13 protein-coding genes, 1 pseudogene and 1 riboswitch are annotated in these 16,517 nt (G+C 73.1%); of the genes and pseudogenes, 10 read left to right on the top strand and 4 right to left on the bottom strand.

Going from position 1 to position 16,517, the window contains the following annotated elements; genetic code table 11:
• Positions 1-40: 40 nt before the first annotated feature.
• The 3 genes from pstS to F0357_RS12415 form a co-directional block, all read right to left on the bottom strand.
• Positions 41-1,123 (bottom strand): phosphate ABC transporter substrate-binding protein PstS, encoded by a 1,083-nt coding sequence (pstS, locus tag F0357_RS12425; RefSeq protein ID WP_153481984.1) that lies wholly within the window; start codon positions 1,121-1,123, stop codon positions 41-43.
• A 251-nt stretch (positions 1,124-1,374) separates the two neighbouring features.
• On the bottom strand, positions 1,375-2,115 hold the full coding sequence (locus F0357_RS12420; protein WP_312861707.1) for an acetoacetate decarboxylase: 741 nt from the start codon (positions 2,113-2,115) through the stop codon (positions 1,375-1,377).
• A gap of 73 nt (positions 2,116-2,188) precedes the next feature.
• Complete coding sequence (locus tag F0357_RS12415; RefSeq protein ID WP_246161447.1) at positions 2,189-3,370, bottom strand: patatin-like phospholipase family protein; 1,182 nt, start codon at positions 3,368-3,370, stop codon at positions 2,189-2,191.
• A gap of 211 nt (positions 3,371-3,581) precedes the next feature.
• Positions 3,582-3,826: riboswitch (cobalamin riboswitch) on the top strand.
• Positions 3,827-3,933: 107 nt separating this feature from the next.
• On the opposite strand from F0357_RS12415, the gene F0357_RS12410 reads away from it, so the two are divergent.
• The 7 genes from F0357_RS12410 to F0357_RS12380 all read left to right on the top strand — a co-directional run bounded on the left by F0357_RS12410 (position 3,934) and on the right by F0357_RS12380 (position 13,181).
• A complete protein-coding gene (locus F0357_RS12410; protein ID WP_376767802.1) occupies positions 3,934-4,392 on the top strand; it encodes a DUF1636 family protein in 459 nt (152 codons plus the stop codon).
• A gap of 27 nt (positions 4,393-4,419) precedes the next feature.
• Complete coding sequence (cobW, locus tag F0357_RS12405) at positions 4,420-5,496, top strand: cobalamin biosynthesis protein CobW (protein WP_153481974.1); 1,077 nt, start codon at positions 4,420-4,422, stop codon at positions 5,494-5,496.
• Between the two features lie 24 nt (positions 5,497-5,520).
• Positions 5,521-9,015: a cobaltochelatase subunit CobN gene (gene cobN / locus F0357_RS12400; RefSeq protein WP_153481970.1), complete on the top strand. Its 3,495-nt coding sequence runs from the start codon at positions 5,521-5,523 to the stop codon at positions 9,013-9,015.
• A 182-nt stretch (positions 9,016-9,197) separates the two neighbouring features.
• Complete coding sequence (locus F0357_RS12395; protein ID WP_208948310.1) at positions 9,198-9,965, top strand: ferredoxin-like domain-containing protein; 768 nt, start codon at positions 9,198-9,200, stop codon at positions 9,963-9,965.
• A gap of 1,067 nt (positions 9,966-11,032) precedes the next feature.
• Positions 11,033-11,665: a precorrin-8X methylmutase gene (locus F0357_RS12390; protein WP_153486813.1), complete on the top strand. Its 633-nt coding sequence runs from the start codon at positions 11,033-11,035 to the stop codon at positions 11,663-11,665.
• Positions 11,662-12,405: a precorrin-2 C(20)-methyltransferase gene (locus F0357_RS12385; RefSeq protein ID WP_153481963.1), complete on the top strand. Its 744-nt coding sequence runs from the start codon at positions 11,662-11,664 to the stop codon at positions 12,403-12,405. Before F0357_RS12390 ends, F0357_RS12385 begins: the two co-directional genes overlap by 4 nt.
• Positions 12,402-13,181, top strand: a complete 780-nt coding sequence (locus F0357_RS12380; protein ID WP_312861563.1) for a precorrin-3B C(17)-methyltransferase — start codon at positions 12,402-12,404, stop codon at positions 13,179-13,181. Before F0357_RS12385 ends, F0357_RS12380 begins: the two co-directional genes overlap by 4 nt.
• Positions 13,182-13,225: 44 nt before the next feature.
• Here the strand turns inward: F0357_RS12380 and F0357_RS12375 are convergent, their stop codons facing one another.
• Entirely contained in the window at positions 13,226-13,972 is a 747-nt protein-coding gene (locus F0357_RS12375; RefSeq protein WP_153481958.1) for a cobalt-precorrin-6A reductase, read from the bottom strand.
• On the opposite strand from F0357_RS12375, the gene cbiE reads away from it, so the two are divergent.
• The 3 genes and pseudogenes from cbiE (at position 13,971) to cobM (ending at position 16,514) form a co-directional block, all read left to right on the top strand.
• A complete protein-coding gene (gene cbiE, locus F0357_RS12370) occupies positions 13,971-15,308 on the top strand; it encodes a precorrin-6y C5,15-methyltransferase (decarboxylating) subunit CbiE (RefSeq protein WP_153481955.1) in 1,338 nt (445 codons plus the stop codon). The genes F0357_RS12375 and cbiE overlap by 2 nt on opposite strands.
• Positions 15,287-15,637: pseudogene (locus F0357_RS12365) on the top strand (cobalamin biosynthesis protein); the annotation flags it as partial. The gene cbiE and the pseudogene F0357_RS12365, both read left to right, overlap by 22 nt.
• Before the next feature lie 115 nt (positions 15,638-15,752).
• Positions 15,753-16,514 carry a precorrin-4 C(11)-methyltransferase gene (gene cobM / locus F0357_RS12360; RefSeq protein ID WP_153481951.1) on the top strand — a complete coding sequence of 254 codons (762 nt, stop codon included), beginning with the start codon at positions 15,753-15,755 and terminating at the stop codon, positions 16,512-16,514.
• The last annotated feature ends 3 nt before the right edge of the window (positions 16,515-16,517 follow it).

The raw sequence follows: 16,517 nt of genomic DNA, 5'->3' as shown, positions 1-16,517 counted from the left end.
CAGCGGTGCGATTTCAAGGCGAGCCACCGCCCGCGGCCGATCACTTCACCGGCCACAGCGGCTTGTCGTCGATGATGATCGCCGCCCCCCACAGGGTCTCGATGCCGTTGAGGAGCGTCGCCGGCACCGGCACGTAGCCGAGCTGGGTCGCCTGTGCCGTCCCGGTGCGATAGGCCCAGTCGAAGAATTTCAGTGCCGCCTCGCCGCTCGCCCGGTCGTCCGGCACGGCGTCCATGAGCACGAAGGTGGTGGCGAGGATCGGCCAGCCGCCGGTGCGCGATTGGTCGATCATGAGATCGGCGAAGCCGAGCCCGCCGTCGAAGGCGCCGGTCAGATCGTTGACGGCCTGGGTGAAGGTCGCCGGCGTCGGGGCGACGACCGCCCCGCTCGTCGTCTTGATCGCGACGAGCGGCAGCTTGGCGGCGACCGCGTCGGCATAATCGGTCCAGCCGATGGCGTTCGGCGTCGAGGCGACCTCGGCGGCCATGCCGGCGTCGCCGCTCGCAGTCGGGCCCTTCACGAACTGCGGCGAATCGGTCGGGCCGATCTGAGAATCGAAGGCCGGGCTCGTCGCCGAGAGATAGCGCGTCAGGGCGAAGGTCGAGCCGGCGGGCTCGGCCCGGCTGATCACCACGATCGGCGCATCCGGCAGGCCGAGGCCCTGGTTGAGGGCGACGATCGCCGGGTCGTTCCAGCGGGTGATCTTGCCGTCGAGGATGCTGCCGAGGGTCGGCCCGTCGAGCACCAGCTTGCCGCTCTGAAGGTTCGGCAGGTTCACCACCGGCACGATGCCGGTGAACACCAGCGGCCACTGCACGAAGCCGTTCTTCTGGAGTTCGGCCGGCGAGGCCGGGTCCTCGACGAGGACGAAGGTGACCGAATTTTCGTCGAACTGGGCCACGCCGGCGCCGCCGCCGTTCGGCTGGTAGGTGATCGGGGTGCCGGTCTTCTCCTGGTAGGCCTGCGCCCAGACGTTCATCAGCGGAAAGACGGCGGTGGAGCCGGCGCCGTTGACGACGCCGTCCGCCGCGGCCGTGCCGAAACCGGCCGCGAGGCCGAGAAAGCCCACCAGCGCGCCGAGACCCGCCCGCCGCACCCGTCCCATCACCGTCCGTCCGTCCATGGAATCAACCGCTGTCCCTCGATCCCGTCGGCCTCGGGGTGAGGCGAACCGGGTCTCGATCCCTGCTCATTCGCCCCGACGGAAAGACCGGTTACCCCCGTCGCGGACGAATGCCGACGCCAACCGCCGGTCCCGAGCGGTCCGGCGACGCGGGCGGGACGATAGAGACTTTTTCGCGCCGACGCGACGGGCGTCGGCGCTGTCGCAGGCGCGCGGCGCAGATCCGCCGCACGCCTCGTGCAGGTCTCGTCTCAGGCGAGGTAGTCGTGGATGACTTCGCCGAGGCCGAGGGTCAGGTCGGCGATGATGTGGGTGCCGCCGAGCACTTCCACGACCGGCAGGTCGGCCACCGGCGCGAGCGCGTGGTGGAAGAATTGCAGCGCCGCCGGGCCCGACCACGCCTCCTTGAACTTCAGGTCCGTCATGTAATAGCGCACCAGCTCGCAGATGCGGGCGGTGCCGTCGACATGCGGGATGATCTTCAGGAGGAAGTTCGGCGCCTGGAGGCTCGGCACCACGTCGGCCTCGGCGATCGCCTTGTGCTTGTAGCCCATCGTCGCGGTGACGACGTTGACCGAGCCGAAGTTCAGGGTGCCGACGAGGGTCTCCTTGTCGACCCGGAGCTTGGGGTTGGCGAGCTTCTTCGGGAAGCCCCAGAGCTCGCGGCCGCCGAGGATCGGCGGGCCGTCGTCGAGATACATGGCGTGGACATAGCCGCCGTGGGCGCCCTGATAGGTCACCGGAATGACCTGGCCGGACTCCGTGTAGTCGCCGAAGCCGGTCGAATCCGGCATCTTGATGAACTCGTACTTGACGATCGGATCGTCGCCGATCTCGAGCGGCGCCGGCACCACCTTCTCGAGTGCTTCCCGCGTGGTGCGGTAGGTGATGATGAGAAATTCGCGGTTGAAGAAGCGGTAGGGCCCGACCGGAAAGGCCGGGCTCGTGAACGGCATCGCAAAGGCGCGGCGGCGGATTTCGTCTTCGCTGATCATCTCGGCACTCCTGGGAGGGAAATAGATCTCTGGGAGGGGAACGGGGACGCGGGCGGCGGGGAGGCGCCGGTCAGTCGTCGGCGTCGCGGTGGATGTCGTGGGTCACCACGCCGGCTTCGCTCTCGTCGGGCGGCGAGAACCAGTCCGGGTGACGCAGCGTACGCAGCATGGTGTCGCGCCCGGCCTTCCAATGGTCGAGCATGGTGTTGCGCGAAAACTCGTAGTCCTTGTAATCGCGGTCATATTGCTTGCGGCGATAGATCAGGTGGACGATGTTCACCCGCGCCTTCATGCGATAGGCCGTGAGCTCCTTGTATTCCGGCAGCTCGGCCATCTCCGGCGGCAGCTTGTCGAGCAGCTTCTCGATCGATTGGCGCATGCGCTGCACCTGCCGGAACATGTCGGTGTTGAGGCGCGTGCGGCTCGAGAACTGGATGTCCTTCTCGCGCTCCTGCACGTCCGGCAGGTTGCGCGGGCGGCTGCCGAGCGCGCTGAAGAGATCGACCTGGAAGATGATCGAGCAATCGGACGGCGCGCGCCCGAGCACATAGGACAGCGGCGTGTTGGAGACGAGGCCGCCGTCCCAATAGAGCTCGCCGTCGATCTCGACCGGCGGAAAGCCCGGCGGCAGAGCGCCCGAGGCCATCACGTGCTCGGGACGGATGGTGCGCTCCTGGCTGTCGAAATAGACGAAATTGCCGCTGCGCACGTTGACCGCGCCGACCGAAAGCCTGACCGGGCTCTTGGAGTTGAGATAGTCGAAATCGACGAACTGCTCGAGCGTCGTCTTGAGGGGGGCGGTGTCGTAATAGCTGACCGCGCCGAGCGTGCCGGCGGGATGGAGATGCGGCGGCGGGACCCGCGGCGCAAAGAAGCCCGGCTGGCCGAACATCATCGCCGAGAAGGACGAGAGCTGGTTGAACAGGCCGCGCATGTGGTCGCCGGGCGGCAGCCAACTCCATTGCACCCGGCTCGTCACAACGTCCCAGAAGCCACGCAGCTTCTCGACACGGTGCTCGGGCGGATTGCCGGCGATGATCGCCGAATTGATCGCGCCGATCGAAATGCCGGCGACCCAGTTGATGTTGATCCCGATCTCATCGAGCACCTCGACGACGCCCGGCTGGTAGGACCCGAGCGCGCCACCGCCCTGGAGCACCAGGACGACGTTCTGGTAGTTCGCCTTGACGATTTCGCGGATGGCGGAGAAGTCCTCCACCGATTGGCGGTCCCCGGGCCGGAATTGATTCAAGTCGCCACTCCCGATTGGATTTCGGCGGCCACCCTTGCACGCTTTCATGTCGAACGGATCACGCCGTGGAGAGGGCGGCGGCGTCACACCCTTCCAATTGAAGCGGGCCGGGCCGCAGCCGGCAAATCAAAAATCGACCGATGCGGATTTCGCGCGCGCCCGATCCCGGACCGGCTGGCCCCGCACGTTGACAAAGGACGGCCACGGTCCCTTAGTTGGCGCGATCGACGGTCCCTCCCTGTCCGGGGAGGGCGCAAGAAGGGAATGCGGTGCGGAGCGACGGGAGAGCCCGAAGCCCCAATGCCGCGGCTGCCCCCGCAACTGTAAGCGGCGAGCCCGCGCCACGAGCCACTGGGACTGAAGGGACGACGGTTCGACGAACCGTTGCCCTCCCGGGAAGGCGGCGCCGGGCGGCGACCCGCGAGCCAGGAGACCTGCCGACGATTCGATCCGACCCGGGCGGGGTGCCTCGGTGCGTTCGATCGTCGTGGCCGCGTGCACGCGCACCGGCCGCCAGCACCCGTTGTTCGAACCGGGATTCCGTGGATCCCGAGGAGCGCCGGGTGACCCCGACAGACCTTGAACGACGCGAGACGGACGCCGTGGACGGCGCCGGTGTGGCACCGGGCGCCGGCGCGACGATCGTCGTCTGCGCGACCTGCCGCGACCGCGCCGACCCGGCCGCGGAGCCTCCCGGGGCCGCGCTCGCCGTGGCGCTCGCGGCCGAGGCGCCCGACCTCACGGTGCGCACCGTGCGCTGCCTCGGCAATTGCAGCCGCGCACTGTCGGCTGCGGTCCTCGCCCCCGGCGCCTGGACCTACGTGTTCGGCGACCTCGATCCCCTCAGCGACGGCGCGGCCCTCGCCGAGGGCGCCCGGCTGCTCGCCGCCTCTGCCGACGGCACGATGCCGTGGCGCGGCCGGCCGGAGCCGCTGAAGCGCGGCCTCGTCGCCCGCGTGCCGCCGCTCGGCGCCACGATCCCGGCCGATCCCGCGGCCGTCCCCCTCACCGAGCCCGCCTGACGGCAGAACGGAACGCGATAGCCCGACATGAGCCAGACCCCAGCCTCCAACGAGACCCCCGCCTCGCTCGCCCGCGTGCCGTGCACGATCGTCACCGGCTTCCTCGGCTCGGGCAAGACGACCCTGATCCGCAACGCCATCGAGAATGCCGGCGGCCGCCGCCTCGCGGTGATCGTCAACGAATTCGGCGACGTCGGCATCGACGGCGAAATCCTCAAAGGGTGCGGCATCGAGGCGTGCCCCGAGGAGAACGTCGTCGAACTCGCCAACGGCTGCATCTGCTGCACCGTCGCCGATGATTTCGTGCCGGCGCTCGACGCCATCCTGTCGCGCCCCGGCATCGACCACATCCTGATCGAGACCTCCGGCCTCGCGCTGCCGAAGCCCCTCGTCCAGGCCTTCCAATGGCCGGCGATCAAGGGGCGGGTGACGGTCGACGGCGTCGTCACGGTGGTCGACGGCGCCGCGCTCGCCGACGGCCGCGTCGCCGCCGACGAGGACGCCCTCGCAAAGCAGCGCGCCGACGACCCCTCCCTAGACCACGACGATCCGATCGAGGAGGTGTTCGAGGACCAGATCGCCTGTGCCGATCTCGTCGTCCTGACCAAGGCGGACCTGCTCGACGAGGAGGGCCTCGCCCGCGCCCGCGCCACCGTCGATGCGGCGCTGCCGCGCGCCTGTGCCGTGGTGCCGGTCGCCGAGGGCCGCCTCGATGTCGGCATCTTCCTCGGCCTCGGGGTCGGCACCGAAAGCGACATCGAGAACCGTCGCACCCATCACGACGATGAGGAGGATCACGACCACGACGAGTTCGAATCCTTCGTCGTGACGCTGCCCGAGATCGACGATCCGGCGGCGCTCGCGGCCCGCGTCGCGGCGGCGGCCGAACTCGGCACCGTGCTGCGCATCAAGGGCTTCGCCGCGGTGCGCGGCAAGCCGATGCGCCTGCTCGTCCAGGGCGTCGGCACCCGGGTCGGCCACCATTACGACCGGCCGTGGCGGACCGACGAAGCCCGCACCGGCCGCCTCGTGGTGATCGGCCTCGCCGGGCTCGACCGCGACGCCATCGCCGCCGCCCTCCTCCCCGCCCCGCTCGCCGCCTGACCGACCGGGAGCCCCACGACCGCGATGCACCTCCTCGCCACCACCGCCTTGAGCCTCGACGAGACGATCGAGGCGATCGATCTCGGCCAGCGGCCGGGCGCGGCGGTGGCGATGTCGTTCTCCGACGGCGACCTCGCGGCGCTCGCCGCCGCCTGGCGCGCCGGGGCGGGAACCGTTGAGGGCCGGCCGCTCGATCTGCGGCTGGTGCCGCTCGCGGAGCTGCGGCATCCGATGTCGGTCGATCTGTGGATCGACACCGTCGGGCGCCACGCGCGGGCGATCCTGGTCCGCCTGCTCGGCGGCCTCGATTGGTGGCGCTACGGCATCGACCAGCTCGCCGCGTGCGCCCGGGCGCACGGCATCGCCCTCATCGTGGTGCCGGGCGATCATCGCGACGATCCGCGCCTCGCCGAGGCCTCCACGGTCGATGCCACCGTGTTGGAGCGCTTCGAAACCGGCTTCCGCACCGGCGGCCCGCAGGCCCTCGCCGGCCTCCTCGACGATCTCGCCGCCTTGGCGCGGCGCGAACCGCTCACCGACCGCGCCCCACCCGCGGCCGTTCCTCCCGCCGGGTTCTGGGATTGGCGGGCGCGATCCATGGCTGCATCCCCACAGCCCGCGCAGGGAACCACCCCTCCCTTCTCCCCGCCGGGGAGAAGGTGGCCCGCAGGGCCGGATGAGGGGCCGAGCCTCACGGCGAGCGCCCTCCCCTCACCCCAGCCCTCTCCCCCGAGGGGAGAGGGGGCCGGGCCTCGCCCGCTCGTTCTCGTGCTGTTCTACCGCGCGCTCCATCTCGCGGCGGATGCGGAGCCGGTCGGCGCCTTGTGCGCGGCGCTGGAGGCGCGGGGGATCGCGGCCGAAGCGCTGTTCGTGACGAGCCTGAAGGACCCCGCCGCCCTCGCTGTCGTGGAGGACGCCATCGCCCGGCTCGCACCGGCCGCGATCGTCACGACCACGGCCTTCGCCATCGCCGAGACCGCCGAGGCCGGATCGCTGCTCGACAAGGCCGGCGTGCCGGTGTTCCAGGCGGTGATCGCGACGACCAAGCGGGCGGCGTGGGCCGAGAGCCCGCGCGGCCTCGGCGCGTCCGACCTCGCGATGCACGTCGTGCTGCCCGAGCTCGACGGCCGGCTCGCCGCCGGCACCATCGCCTTCAAGGATGTCGACAGGTTCGAGGGCGAAGAGGCGACGGAAGATCCCCTCGGCTTCACGGCCTTCCGCAACCGTCCGGAGAGCGACCGCATCGCCCACGTCGCCGACCGCATCGCCGGCTGGGTGAACCTCGGGCGCAAGCCCGCGGCGGCGCGGCGGGTCGCAATCCTGATGCCGGATTATCCCGGCGCCGCCGGCCGCGCGGGCTATGCGGTCGGGCTCGACGTGCCGGAGAGCGCGCTCGCCCTCGTCGACGATCTCGCCGCCGCCGGCTACCGGACGGCGGCCCGTCCCGCGGACGCGCGCACCCTGATCGCCGCGCTCGACGACGCCCCGACCCGCCACGACCCGGAGACGCACCTCACCCTCGCCGATTATCGCGCCGCCTTCTCAGCGATGCCGGAGGCGGCCCGGTCGGCCGTGCTCGCCGCCTGGGGCGATCCGGCCGAGGATGCCGATCTCGTCGCCGGCGCCTTCCGCTTCCGCGCACTGCGTTGCGGCCGGGTCACAATCGCGCTGCCACCGGAGCGCGGACGGGCGGCGGATCGGCGGGCCGATTATCACGATCCCGCTCTGCCGCCGCGCCATGCGCTCCTCGCCTTCGGCTTCTTCCTCCAGCGCGAGCACGACGCGCTGATCCATCTCGGCGCCCACGGCACCCTCGAATGGCTGCCGGGCAAGGCGGTGGCGCTCACCGCCGGCTGCTTCCCCGAGATCGTGGTCGGCGCCCTGCCGGTCGTCTATCCCTTCATCGTCTCCAATCCGGGCGAGGCGGCGCAGGCCAAGCGGCGCATCGGCGCGGTGACGCCGGGCCACCTCACCGCCCCCCTGGTGTCGCCCGAACTCGCCGGCCCCGCCCGCGACCTCGAACGCCTCGTCGACGAATATGCCATGGCCGACGGTCTCGACCGCCGCCGCCGCGACCGCCTCGCCCGCCTCATCGTCGAGACCGCGCAGGCGAACGGGCTCGCGGCGGACGTCGGCCTGCCCGCGGAAGCCGACGAGGCGGACGCGCTGAAGCGCATCGATGCCTGGCTCTGCGACCTCAAGGAGCTCGCGGTGAAGGACGGACTCCACGTCTATGGCCGCGCGGCCGCGGACGCCGACCCGGCCCGGCGCGCCAGCGCAGCCAGCGAACGCGACGCCGTCCTCGCCGCCCTCGACGGCCGTCGGGTCCGGCCCGGCCCCGCCGGCGCGCCGGCCCGCGGCCGCACCGACGTGATGCCCACGGGGCGCAATCTCTTCACCGCCGATCCCCGCGCCATCCCGACCCCGACCGCGACCGATCTCGGCCGCGCCGCGGCGGAGGCCTTCGTGCGCACCTTCCTCCAGGACAACGGCGACTATCCCCGCGCGATCGTGCTCGACCTGTGGGGTTCGGCCACCTTGCGCACCGCTGGCGAGGAGATCGCCCTCGGCCTCGCGTTGCTCGGCTGCCGGCCGACCTGGGACCACGCGACGGGCCGGGTCACGGGCATCGAGGTGCTGCCGCTCGCGGTGATCGGCCGCCCGCGGGTCGATGTGACGTGGCGCGTCTCCGGCCTGTTCCGCGACCTCTTCCCGACCCAGATCGCGCTCCTCGACGCGGCGACCGAAGCGGTCGCCGCCCGCGATGAGCCGGTCGAGGACAACCCGCTCACCGGCCGCGGCACGCCGGCCCGTGTGTTCGGCTCGGCACCGGGCACCTACGGCAGCGGCGCGGAAGCCGCGCTCGCGACCGAGGGCCCCCACGACCGCGCCGCGATCGGCGCCGCCTACCTCGCCGCCGCCTCCCACGCCTTCCGGGCCGGCGAACGGGACGAGGCGGCCGGCTCCGCCTTCGCTGAGCGCGTCGCCGAGGCCGATGCCCTCGTCCATGTCGCCGACGATCCCGGCCGCGACCTCCTCGAGGGAAGCGCCGACGCCGCCTTCGTCGGCGGCTTCGCGGCGGCGCGCGCGGCGCTGGGCAAGGCCGAGGCCGATCTCGTCGTGCTCGACACCAGCGATCCGGCCCGCCCTCGCGCCCGCCCCCTCGGCGAGGCGCTCGCCCGCATCGTGCGCGGCCGGGCGATCGATCCGCGCTTCATCGCCGGGCAGATGCGCCACGGCCCCCGCGGCGCGGCGGAATTCGCCGAGACGGTGGACCGCCTGATCGACTTCGCCGAGACCACGCGGGCGGTGCCGAGCCGGCTCATCGATCTCGTCCACGAGGCTTATGTGGCCGATCCCGCCGTCGCCGCCTTCCTCACCCGCGAAAATCCGGCCGCCGCCAGGGCGATCGCCCGGCGGCTCGACGCGGCGCGGCTGGCCGGCCTCTGGCATCCGCGGCGCAACGACGTCGCACTCGACCTCGCCCGGCTCGCCGGCCATGCGGAGGCGGCCGAATGAACGCCGCGCTCGACATATCCGCACCCCATGGCGCAAGCGACTCTCGGGACACTCGCGCCCCGCAGGAGACTTCGCCCCTGCAGGAGGCTTCGCCCCCGCACGAGGCGTCCGCCGCTGCCGATCGGCCGGCGGCGACCGGCCGGGGCGCCGTACGCGGCGCCTGCCCCGGTCTCGCCGATCCGATGGCGACCGGCGACGGCCTCATCGCGCGGCTCACCCCGCGCCACGGCGCCGTGCCGCTCGATGTCTTCGCGGCGATCGTCGCGGCGGCCCGCTGCCACGGCAACGGCACCCTCGAGGTGACGCGGCGGGCGAGCCTCCAGGTGCGCGGCCTGACGCCCGCAAGCGCGCCCCGCTTCGCCGCCGACATCGAGGCCTCCGGCTTCGACGAGGCCGGCCGCCCGGCGATCCTGATCGACCCGCTCGCCGGCCGCGACCCCGCGGCGCGGCGCGATCCGCGTCCGCTCGCCGAGGCGCTGCGGACCGCCATCGCCGCGAGCGGCCTCGGCCCGCGCCTCGCCCCCAAGCTCACCCTCGTGCTCGACGGCGGCGGCCGGTTCGGCTTCCCCGATGTCGCCGCCGATCTGCGCTTCGTCGCCGTCACCGATGGCCGTTGGCGGCTCTTCCTCGGCGGCACGGCGGCGGAAGCCGTGCCAGCCGGCGACGTCGCAGACACCGACATCGTCCCGCTGACGCTGGCGATCCTGAGTTTATTAGCCAACTTAGGACCCCGCACCCGCGTCGCCACGGCGTTGAAGAACGGGGGGCTCAAGCTGCCGCTTTCCGACGCCTTCGTCTCCCAAGCCGCCGACCCGGAAGGCGCCGCTCTTGCCTTCTCCCCCCGGGGAGAAGGTGGCCCGAAGGGCCGGATGAGGGGCAGGACACACACGAGGCGCATGCAGTGCCGCACCCCTCACCCCAGCCCTCTCCCCGGAGGGGCGAGGGGGTAGCGTCTGTGCGAGACGCCGCGCTTTCGGTTCCCACCGCCCACCCCGGAGACGCCGCCGCTCCCTTCTCCCCCTCGGGGAGAAGGTGGCCCGAAGGGCCGGATGAGGGGGAGGACACACACGAGACGCCGGTCGTGCCGCACCCCTCACCCCAGCCCTCTCCCCAGAGGGGCGAGGGGGTAGCGTCTGTGCGAGACGCGGCGCTTTCGAGGCCCGCCACATCCCCCGGTGACGCCGCCCCTCCCTTCTCCCCCTCGGGGAGAAGGTGGCCCGAAGGGCCGGATGAGGGGCAGGACACACACGAGGCGCCGATCGTGCCGCACCCCTCACCCCAACCCTCTCCCCGATGGGGAGAGGGGGTGGCGGTGTGCCCCGAAGCGGCGCCGGAGACCGATGCCACGCCCTGGGCCGCGGATGTCTGTGCCGCCGTCTTCCTGCCGTTCGGCTACACGGACGCCGACACGCTCGCCGCCATCCTCGAGGCCGCTGGGCAAGGCGGCATCGCGGAGGTGCGGCTAGCGGCGGACCACGGCCTGCTCTTCCTCCCCGGCGCCGACGGTCCGGCTGCCCTCGTCCACGTCCGCGCCGCGGCCGAGCGCCTCGGGTTCATCACCCGGCCGGACGATCCCCGCCGCTTCGTCGCCGCCTGCCCGGGCTCGCCCGCCTGTGCCTCGGCGACGTTCGCCGCCCGGGCGCTCGCGCCGCAGGCGGCGGCCGCCGCAGCGCCCCTGCTCGACGGCTCGGTGCGCCTGCATCTCTCCGGCTGCGCGAAAGGCTGCGCCGAGAGCGCGCCGGCCGACATCACGCTGGTCGGCGGCGACGATGGGCTCGGGATCGTGCTGTCGGGCCGCGCCGATGCGCCGCCGCACGGTCGGCTCGATCCGACCCGGCTCGTCCAAGCTCTCGCCGACCTAGCCGCCGCGGTGACCGCAGCGCCCCCGCCGAGCGGGAGCGCGCCCGCCGGCACCCCTTTGCCCGTTGACAGCCGGGCGCGCCTCGCGCATTTCGGCCGCTCCGCGATCCTCGATCGCCTCGGCGCCGGGCCGATCCCGTCGCCCGGAACCCCACCAATGCCCGTTCACGATTATCTGCGCGACGGCACCGCGATCTATGAGCGGTCCTTCGCCATCATCCGCGCCGAGGCGGACCTGTCGCGCTTCGCCCCGGACGAGGCCGAGGTCGCCGTGCGGATGATCCATGCCGCCGGCCTCGTCGAGGCGGCGCAGCATTTCGTCTTTTCCCCCGGCGCCGTCGCCGCCGCCCGCGCCGCCCTTCAGGCCGGCGCGCCCATCCTGTGCGACGCCGCGATGGTCGCTCATGGCGTGACGCGGGCGCGGCTGCCCGCCGACAACGCCGTCGTCTGCACCCTGCGCGATCCCACCGTGCCCGATCTCGCCGCCCGCCTCGGCACCACCCGCTCCGCCGCCGCGCTCGAACTCTGGCGCGACCGTCTCGCCGGTGCGGTCGTCGCCATCGGCAACGCCCCGACCGCCCTGTTCCACCTTCTCGAGATGATCGAACGCGGCGCCCCGCGCCCGGCCGCCATTCTCGGCATGCCGGTCGGCTTCGTCGGGGCGGCCGAATCGAAGGACGCGCTCGCCGAGAGCGGGCTCGGCATTCCCTTCCTGATCGTGCGCGGACGGCTCGGCGGCAGCGCGATGACCGCCGCCGCCCTCAACGCGCTCGCGAGGCCGGGCCTTTGAGCGCGCCCTCACTCCCGCCCGGCCGGCTCTACGGCGTCGGCGTCGGCCCCGGCGATCCGGAGCTGATGACAGTCAAGGCCGTGCGCGTGCTCGGCGAAGCCGACGTGATCGCCCATTTCTGCAAAGCGGGCCGCCACGGCAACGGCAACACCACCATCGACGGCCTCGGCCGCCCCGATGCGGTGCGCCTCGCGCTCGCCTATCCGGTGACGACCGAGATCCCCCGCCACGATCCCGGCTACCGCGACGCCATCCGCGACTTCTACGAGGGCGCGGCGGAGACGGTCGCCGACCATCTCGCGGCCGGCCGCACGGTCGCGGTCGTCAGCGAGGGCGACCCGCTGTTCTACGGCTCGTACATGCACCTCCACGTGCGCCTGTGCGACCGCTTTCCGACCGAGGTGATCCCCGGCGTCACCGCCTTTTCGGGCGCCGCGGCGCTCGCCGGCGTCGCGCTCGCCCAGGGCGACGACGTGCTCGTGGTGTTGCCCGGCACGCTGCCGGAGGACATCCTGGCGCGGCGTCTCGCCGAGAGCGAGGCGGCGATCGTCATGAAGCTCGGCCGCAACCTGCCGAAGGTGCGCCGGGCGCTCGCCAAGGCGGGCCTGATCGACCGCGCTTATTATGTCGAGCGCGCCACCATGGCGAACGGCGCGGCGATGCGGCTCTGCGACAAGCCCGACGAGACCGCGCCCTATTTCTCGCTGATCCTCGTGCCCGGCTGGGAGACCAAGCCGTGATGGGCCGTCTCGCCGTGATCGGCCTCGGTCCCGGCCGCGACGGCCTCGTCACCCCGGAGGCCGCCGCCGCGCTCGCCGACGCCGAGGCCTTGTTCGGCTACCAGCCTTATCTCGACCGGGTACCGCCGCGGCCCGGCCAGATCCGCCACGCCTCCGACAACCGCGAGGAGATCGCCCGGGCGCAGGCGGCGCTGGCGCTCGCCGCGACGGGTGCACGGGTCGCCATGGTCTCGGGCGGCGATCCCGGCGTGTTCGCCATGGCCGCCGCCGTCTGCGAGGCGATCGAGCATGGGCCCGCCGCCTGGCGCACGCTGCCGCTCACCGTCCATCCCGGCATCACCGCCATGCTCGCGGTCGCGGCCCGCGTCGGCGCGCCCCTCGGCCACGATTTCTGCGCGATCTCCCTGTCCGACAACCTGAAGCCCTGGGACCTCGTGGCCCGCCGGCTCGCCGCGGCGGCGGAGACGGGCTTCGTCATCGCCCTCTACAACCCCGCCTCCAAGGCGCGGCCCGACCGGCTGAAGGATGCGTTCGCGATCTTCGCGGAGCGCCTGCCGCCCGAGACGCCGATCGTGTTCGGCCGCGCCGCGGGCCGGGCAGACGAGCGGATCGCCATCGTGCCGCTTGCGGACGCGGCCGACGAGGTCGCCCGCGCCGACATGGCGACGCTCGTCATCGTCGGATCGGCCGAGACCCGTCTAGTGCCGCGCGACGGCCTGCCGCCCCTCGTCTATGCGCCGCGTTCGAGCGGCCGCAGCGTGGGGATCGGCACATGATAAGCCGGCTTAAGGTCGTCTCCGATCCGACGAGCCTCCCCGAATCAGAGCGCGGCGGGGGCGTCGATCCAGGCCGCCGCGGCCTCCGGGGTCTCGACGCTCGGGACCGCCGGCACCGCCGGGCGGCGCACCAGGATGACCGGCAGCCCGAGGCGGCGGGCGGCGGCGATCTTGCCGTAGGTCGCCGCGCCGCCGCTGTTCTTCGCCACGATCGCCTCGATGCCATGCGCTTCGAACAGGCGGCGATCGTCGTCTTCGGCGAACGGCCCACGGCCGAGCACGTAGGTCGCCCGCGGCACGGTGAGCGGCGGCTCCACCGGATCGACGCTGCGCACGAGATAAAAGTGCTGGGGTGCCGCCTCGAAGGGGGCGAGTTCCTGCCGGCCGAGCGCGAGGAAGACCCGACGCGGCTCCGGCCCGAGCGCGGCGACGGCGTCCGCGACCGCCTCGATCTCGGTCCAGCGATCCCCCGGAACGCGCTCCCACGCCGGTCGGCGAAGGACGAGGATTGGGATACGGGCGTCGGCGGCGGCCACCGCGGCATTGCGCGAAATGCGCGCGGCGAAGGGATGGGTGGCATCGATCAGCCGGGCGATGCCCTCGGCGCGCAGATAGGCTGCAAGGCCGTCCGCACCGCCGAACCCGCCGACGCGCACCGGCACCGGCACAGCGACCGGTGCCAGCGTGCGGCCGGCGAGCGACAGGGTGACGGCGAGATCGTCGCGGCCGCCCAGCCGTTCGGCGAGCCGGCGCGCCTCCGTGGTGCCGCCGAGAATGAGGATACGCCGCATGCCGGACCCGTCTGACAGCGCGGCCCCCGCCGCACGCGGGCACCATGCGACGGCCGACGCGGCGCCGGCAAGCCTCGCGAACAGCCCCGCGGGCTACCCTGAAACGATCCCCGACGTCCGCGCTGCCGACGGCCCCGGCCGCTGGCTCTCCGTCGTCGGCCTCGGCGAGGATGGGCTCGACGGTCTGTCGCCCGCGGCGCGCGCCGCCATCGAGGCGGCGGAGCTCGTGTTCGGCGGCAGCCGCCATCTGGCGCTTGCCGCCGCCGCGATCCGCGGCGCGGCCCACCCTTGGCCGACGCCGTTCGACGTCGCCGCCGTCACGGCCGCCCGCGGCCGGCGTGTCGCCGTGCTCGCCTCGGGCGATCCGTTCTTCCACGGGGTCGGTTCGGTCATCGCACGGACGATTCCCCCGACCGAGATGCAGGTCTTCCCCGCCCCGTCGGCGATCGCGCTCGCCGCCGCCCGCCTCGGCTGGGCCGAGCAGGACGCGACCGCGCTCTCCGTCCACGGCCGGCCGCTCGATCTCGTGCGGCCGCATCTCCAGCCCGGCCGGCGGCTGATCGTGCTGACCTCCGACCGCGACGGCCCGGCGGCGCTCGCCGGCCTGATGACCGAGACCGGCTTCGGCCCCTCCCGCCTCATCTTCCTCGAAGCCCTCGGCGGACCGCACGAGCGGGTCCGCGCGGCGACCGCGGAGGATTTCGCCTTCACCGACGTCGCCGATCTCAACGTCGTCGCGATCGAGGTCGCGGCCGCGGCCGGCGCGCGGATCATCGCCCGCGCCCCGGGCCTGCCGGACGATCTCTTCGAGCACGACGGCCAGATCACCAAGCGGGAGGTCCGGGCGATCGCCCTCGCCGCCCTCGGACCCCGGCGCGGCGAGCGGCTGTGGGACATCGGCGCCGGGTCCGGCTCGATCGGCCTCGAATGGATGCTCGCCGATCCGAGCCTGACCGCGATCGCCGTCGAACCGCGCGCCGACCGCGCCGCCCGCATCGCCCGCAACGCGAGCGCCTTCGGCGTGCCCGGGCTCACGATCGTCCGAGGCGAGGCGCCCGCAGCGCTCGACGGCCTCGCCGCACCGGATGCCGTCTTCATCGGTGGGGGTGCGAGCCGCCCCGGCGTTCTCGACGCGGCGATCGCGGCGCTGAAGGTGGGCGGGCGCCTCGTCGTCAACGCGGTGACGATCGAGACGGAAACAATCCTCGCCGATCGCCACGCCCGGCTCGGCGGCGACTTGGTGCGCATCGACATCGCCCGGGCGGAAACGATCGGCGGCTTCCGCGGCTGGACGCCGGCGCGGCCGGTCGTGCAATGGCGTTGGGAGAAGCCATGAGCATCGATCCCGGCACGCATCAAGGATCGGAGGCCGCCGTCGGGCCGGGCCGGCTGACCGCCGGCTTCGGCTGCCGCAAGGGTGCCTCGGCCGCCGAGATCCGCGCCGCGCTCGACGCCGCGCTCGCGGCTTCGGGGCGGCCGCTGTCCGCGGTCGAGCTGCTCGCCGCCCCGCGCCTCAAGGCGCACGAAGCGGGGCTGATCGCCGCGGCCGCGGACCTCGGCCTTCCGCTCGCCATCGTCACCGACGCCGCCCTCACCGCCGCGGGCGGCCGCACGCTGTCCCGCTCCGAGCGGGTGGCGGCCCTCGTCGGCGTGCCCTCTGCCGCCGAGGCCGCCGCGCTCGGCGCCGCCGGGGCCGGCAGCACTCTCCTCGGCCCCCGCATCAAGACCCCCGCGCCACCTGCGCCCTCGCCGTGGCGGCAGTCGATCCGGAGGCCGGTGCATGATTGTCCATTTCATCGGGGCCGGGCCGGGGGCGGCGGATCTCATCACCGTGCGGGGCCGCGATCTGCTCGCGCGCTGCCCGGTGTGCCTCTATGCCGGCTCGATCGTGCCGCCGGACCTCCTCGCTTATTGCCCGCCGGACGCCCGCCTGATCGACACCGCGCCGATGAGCCTCGACGAGATCGAGGCTGAATATGTCGCGGCCCACCGCGCTGGGCTCGACGTGGCGCGGCTCCATTCCGGCGACCTCTCGGTCTATTCCGCCGTCGCCGAGCAGATCCGCCGGCTCGAACGGCACGGCATCGCCTACAGCCTGACGCCGGGCGTACCGGCCTTCGCGGCCGCCGCCGCCGCGCTCGGGCGCGAGCTGACGGTGCCCGAAATCGCCCAGAGCGTGGTGCTGACCCGCGTCTCCGGCCGAGCCTCGGCGATGCCGGCGCGCGAGACGCTCGCCGCCTTCGCCGCGACGAAGGCGACGCTCGCGATCCATCTCGCCATTCACGCCCTCGACCGCATCGTCGCCGAGCTCACGCCGTTCTACGGCGCCGAGTGTCCGGTCGCCGTCGTCGTCAAGGCGACCTGGCCCGACGAGCGCATCATCCGCGGCACCCTCGGCGATATCGTGGAGACGATCGCCGCCGACCCGCCGGAGCGCACCGCCCTCGTCCTCGTCGGCGAAGCGCTCGGCGCGCGGGATTTCCGCGAGAGCGCGCTCTACGACCCGGATTATCGCCGCCGCTTCCGCGGGGGAACGCCGTGACGG

The sequence above is a fragment of the Segnochrobactrum spirostomi genome, from assembly GCF_009600605.1.
In the GTDB taxonomy this organism is placed as follows: domain Bacteria; phylum Pseudomonadota; class Alphaproteobacteria; order Rhizobiales; family Segnochrobactraceae; genus Segnochrobactrum; species Segnochrobactrum spirostomi.
The sequence above is the reverse complement of the archived record's forward strand: the minus strand, read 5'-3'. Positions and strand labels throughout refer to the sequence as shown.